This window comes from Serratia sp. HNCC26DJ206, from assembly GCF_057180605.1.
Genome location: NZ_JBXUGP010000074.1, coordinates 1 through 4,583, shown reverse-complemented (window position 1 = coordinate 4,583; position 4,583 = coordinate 1). Strand labels below are relative to the sequence as shown.

Below are 4,583 nucleotides of genomic sequence, written 5' to 3'. Positions count from 1 at the left end.
AACAGCATGCCCAATATCAACCAGCAAAGTGATAGCCAACTTTAGCGGTACTGCCAGTGATGATGACGGCGCGCTTTATGCCAATACGGGCACGGCCAGGAATATCGCTATTCATCTGGCTGATGTCACGCGCACACAGAAGTTGGGAACGGGGAGTAGCCTGACCGTGGCGGTGGATTCCACCTCAAGAACCGCCATCGTTCCCCTTGCCAGCCGGTTATTGAGTGTCAACGGCATGAGCGAGGGTGGAACCATTGCAGGTGCGGTGCAGGTTAATTTCACTTACCAGTAAATAACCTACTGGACGACTATAAAAAAATATAAAGCGTTTTCTCACAGAGAAATACACCGTCAAATATCAACGTTGGGATTATAGAATGAAAAAGTCAGTTAAATTGGGATATTGCGGTTTAGCGTTATTAGCGGCGCACAGCATGGCCGTTAACGCTGCTGATATCAGCACCATCAACGTAACGGGAAATGTCGTGGCTTCACCTTGTGTGATTGACGCCAGCAACTCTATCATCAATATCGATCTGGGTGATATTCAGGCCTCTACGCTGCTGACATCGGGAACAGGCAGCCCTTGGAAAACCTTTGATATTGTGCTGAAAAGTTGCCCGGCCTCAACCACCAAGGTCAACGTGGTATTTAGCGGAACGCCGGACACCGGGGATGCCGCCCGCTATAAAAACGCCGGTACAGCAGCCAACCTCTCTGTCGAGTTAACCGACGGTACTGGCGTGAACTTTGGTAATACCAAGGGAACCACCATCAACGTGGCAGCCAATACCGCCACCTTCGCACTGAGAACTCGCGCTTATTCAAAAGGTACAGTGATGCCAGGCACCATCAATGCCAGCGTGGTCGCCTCGTTTACCTATAACTAATAACTATTTACCCAACGGCATGGCGGCCTGCTTTACCGTTATGCGGTGATGCAACTGACGGATATCACCGGTGCTGGTGAAGATGGAACCATGATTGGGATCGTACCGGGTAGTTTCACTGACCGATAAACCACCTGCAGTGGGCTTATAAAAAATGCGTACAACATAGTCTTGTTGAGAAATACGCCGTCAACTATTAGTAATGGAGTAGAAAATGAAAAAATCAGTTAAATTGGGATATTGCGGTTTAGCGTTATTAGTTGCACACAGCATGATGGCTAACGCTGCTGATATCAGTACCATCAACGTGACGGGGAATGTTGTGGCTTCACCTTGTGTGATTGACGCCAGCAATGCCTCCGTCAATATCGATTTGGGGAGTATTCAGGCCGCCTCTCTGGCAACGGCCGGAACATTCGGTGATTGGAAAACTTTTGATATTGTGCTGAAAAGTTGCCCGGCCTCAACCACCAAGGTCAACGTGGTATTTAGCGGAACGCCGGACACCGGGGATGCCACCCGCTATAAAAACACCGGTACGGCAACCAACCTCTCTGTGGAGTTAACCGGTGGTGGCGGCATGAACTTTGGCAATACAAAAGGAACCACTATCAGCGTTGCAGCCAATACCGCCACTTTCTCATTGAGAACGCGCGCTTATTCAAAAGGTGATGTGATGCCTGGGACAATCAATGCCACCGTAGTGGCGTCGTTTACCTATAATTAATCTACTTCGCGTAATGGGACAGCTTAAAGTTGGCTTCGCCATACCTTAGGCTGTCTTTATAGATGAGTCACGACTGAGTAATGACCTACTCAGCAGCACAATAGTTATACCCTGACTACTTTGATACCAAGCGATGCTGAATATCACTGGCCAATAGATGTGAAACACCACTGGTATTTACATTTTGTTATAAGTTGTACAAATTACAACACTATTCTAACCAAACTCCCCCTCAATAACCTCAGCATAAACGTATACTACCCTCGGTTCCTGCGTTGTAGTCAGATCTACCTTCTCTCTGAAAAAATGTTAAATATCAACTTTGAGATTATGAAAGTGAAAAAATCAGTCAAACAGGCATCCTTAGGCTTATTAATATTCACCATGCACAATATGGCACTTAACGCTGCTGATATCAGTACCATCAACGTGACGGGGAATGTTGTGGCTTCACCTTGTGTGATTGACGCCAGCAATGCCTCCGTCAATATCGATTTGGGGAGTATTCAGGCCGCCTCTCTGGCAACGGCCGGAACATTCGGTGATTGGAAAACTTTTGATATTGTGCTGAAAAGTTGCCCGGCCTCAACCACCAAGGTCAACGTGGTATTTAGCGGAACGCCAGACACCGGGGATGCCACCCGCTATAAAAACACCGGTACAGCAACCAACCTCTCTGTCGAGTTAACCGGCGGTGGTGGCATGAACTTTGGCAATACCAAGGGGACCACCATCAGCGTGGCCTCCAATACCGCCACTTTCTCATTGAGAACGCGCGCTTATTCAAAAGGTGATGTGATGCCTGGGACAATCAATGCCACCGTAGTGGCGTCGTTTACCTATAATTAATGTACTTCGCGTAATGTAAGGGTTTAAAGCCCATTTAGCTGTGTTTATACTTGTCAGTTTTCATACCTTAGTAGCTAACCACAACATTTTTAAGATACAAGTATGACAGGTATAAACCCAAAAATCTTAATAAGGATAAATTTAAATAAAAACAACATATTGGCTTTGCTTTGTGTTTTTTTTCTTGAGTAATGAGTCGTTACTCAGGAAATTCCGCCAGCTTCAGTTTTCTTTATTAAAAAGAAATAAGAAGAGTTTACTGGAATATACCTGGGTTTTTTCCTAGCATTCATCTCAATAGCAAGATGGAGTGAAAACAGAGAAGTATCCCTCAGCTAACGGGCGCCATTGGTTCGGCCTAATGTTGAACAATTTTTTCTCTTGTTTTGATGGAGAAAAAAGAATTTAAAGCTACTAAAGATTTTTCGATGAAAAAACAATACAACAAACTATTAAAAGAAAAAATTAAGTTAAATGCGCCAATTAATGCCTTTATTTTAGTCATAAAAACCAAATCGCTTTGATGCCACCCTTGCTTCCTTGGGAGGGAAATTGGGTTGACTAGGAATATTCTCACTCTACAATACGCAGCGTCGAACGGGGTTGTAAATTTTCACAATAGCTTGTCTACCTTAATTTGAGATTGGTACATCAACACCTAATATCTCATAGACTCTCACTATTTAGAAAAATTAACCGCTCAGGTTATAGCAACCGCAGACGGATATTGTAAGGCAAGTTAATAAATTTATCTGTAAAAACCATTCGGTATTTGGGGCTCAACGGCATATCTGAATATCTGCCCGAAAGGGCTTAAAACAGCATCGCCATGGCTTTCAGGGTTCAATAAGAGGACCTCTGCCGGGAATGCGTGAACTCTTATATTGAAAAAAAGGAAAAGTAATAGATGTTGAATCACCTACAAAAAACCGTTTATGCACTGGCCATTCTGGCCACTACTTCTTTGCCAGCATTGGCAGAAAGCATTGATGTGCGTGTTATCGGTACCATCGACCCGGCGGCCTGTACCCCGATGCTGTCCGGCGGCGGCACTGTCGATTACGGCACCATCAAACCCACAGCCCTGGCTACCGATGCCTTTACGGTACTGGAAGAGAAACAGCTGGATTTTACCATCAACTGTGATGCCCCGGCTAAGGTGGCGATTACCGCCCACTCACAACGTGGTGCAAGCGCAGTAAAAACGGATGACACACTGACTGAGATGGCTCTTGTTCTTGGACTCTTCGGTGGTACTGGACAAACTGCCGTTGTCGGCTTGGGTCTGGATGGGGCAAAAGGCATCGGTGGTTATAGTGTCCGTCTTGCTGCTGGCACCATGACCGCTGATGGCGTTGCAGTGGACTCCATACAGTCAAATGGCAATACCACCTCATGGGTAAATACCCCTTATGGTATTCTGTTTAATAGCATAGCAAGCCCACGTTATTCCTCTTGGGCTCAAGCAGGCACCACCAACCCGGTCGCTTTCACCACGCTGGCAGGCAAGTTGGGCGTTCAAGCCTACATCAACAAAGCCTCTGAGCTGGACCTGACCAAGCCAGTTGTGCTGGACGGTTTGACCACGCTTGAGCTGGTTTACCTGTAACAGACATGTCAGCCGGGTTCGCTCCCGGCTAGTAATGTAAAAAACCTTAAACCTCATAAGAAAATACGAGAGTTCTATGTTAAATCATCTGCAAAAAACCATTTGTGCGCTGGCTGTATTAGCCTCCACCGCTCTGCCAGCCTTGGCGGAAAGCATTGACGTACGTGTTATCGGTACCATTACGCCTCCAGGCTGTCACCCAGCACTGTCGGGTGGTGGCACGGTTGACTACGGTTCAATTAATAGCAAAAGCCTGTCGGCAGACACCTATACCGTGCTGCCTGAACAACAGCTGGACTTTACTATCACCTGTGACGCACCGGCTAAAATCGCGCTGAAAGCGATTGAAGGTCGCCCTAATACCGCGCCTGGTTTAAATGCCAACGGGAACCTGGATGTCGCCACCGCACGCATTTTCGGTTTGGCTTCGGGAAGTGAAGGTGTCAATGGCCTCGGGTTGGACGGCACGACAAAAATCGGTGGCTACGGCATTCGCCTGGTAGGCGGC

The 4,583-nt window shown here is 46.8% G+C and carries 6 protein-coding genes; all 6 read left to right on the top strand.

Features of this window, described 5'->3' with window-relative positions:
• On the top strand, positions 1 to 292 hold a 292-nt coding region (locus AC2A1E_RS23785; protein ID WP_484385807.1), incomplete at its 5' end, for a fimbrial protein.
• Positions 293 to 377: 85 nt separating this feature from the next.
• Positions 378 to 890 (top strand): fimbrial protein, encoded by a 513-nt coding sequence (locus AC2A1E_RS23780; protein ID WP_484385806.1) that lies wholly within the window; start codon positions 378 to 380, stop codon positions 888 to 890.
• A gap of 214 nt (positions 891 to 1,104) precedes the next feature.
• Positions 1,105 to 1,617, top strand: coding sequence for a fimbrial protein (locus AC2A1E_RS23775; protein ID WP_484385805.1), 513 nt, complete (start codon positions 1,105 to 1,107; stop codon positions 1,615 to 1,617).
• Positions 1,618 to 2,001: 384 nt separating this feature from the next.
• Complete coding sequence (locus AC2A1E_RS23770; RefSeq protein ID WP_484385804.1) at positions 2,002 to 2,466, top strand: fimbrial protein; 465 nt, start codon at positions 2,002 to 2,004, stop codon at positions 2,464 to 2,466.
• A gap of 907 nt (positions 2,467 to 3,373) precedes the next feature.
• Positions 3,374 to 4,075: a DUF1120 domain-containing protein gene (locus AC2A1E_RS23765; RefSeq protein WP_484385803.1), complete on the top strand. Its 702-nt coding sequence runs from the start codon at positions 3,374 to 3,376 to the stop codon at positions 4,073 to 4,075.
• 76 nt (positions 4,076 to 4,151) lie between these two features.
• Positions 4,152 to 4,583, top strand: a 432-nt coding sequence (locus tag AC2A1E_RS23760; protein ID WP_484385802.1) for a DUF1120 domain-containing protein, incomplete at its 3' end; no start/stop codon positions are given.

What these genes read in the sequence shown, in the direction of transcription:
- AC2A1E_RS23780 (WP_484385806.1), top strand. Translation starts at nt 378, where the DNA reads ATGAAAAAGTCAGTTAAATTGGGATATTGCGGTTTAGCGTTATTAGCG.
- AC2A1E_RS23775 (WP_484385805.1), top strand. Translation starts at nt 1,105, where the DNA reads ATGAAAAAATCAGTTAAATTGGGATATTGCGGTTTAGCGTTATTAGTT.
- AC2A1E_RS23770 (WP_484385804.1), top strand. Translation starts at nt 2,002, where the DNA reads ATGCACAATATGGCACTTAACGCTGCTGATATCAGTACCATCAACGTG.
- AC2A1E_RS23765 (WP_484385803.1), top strand. Translation starts at nt 3,374, where the DNA reads ATGTTGAATCACCTACAAAAAACCGTTTATGCACTGGCCATTCTGGCC.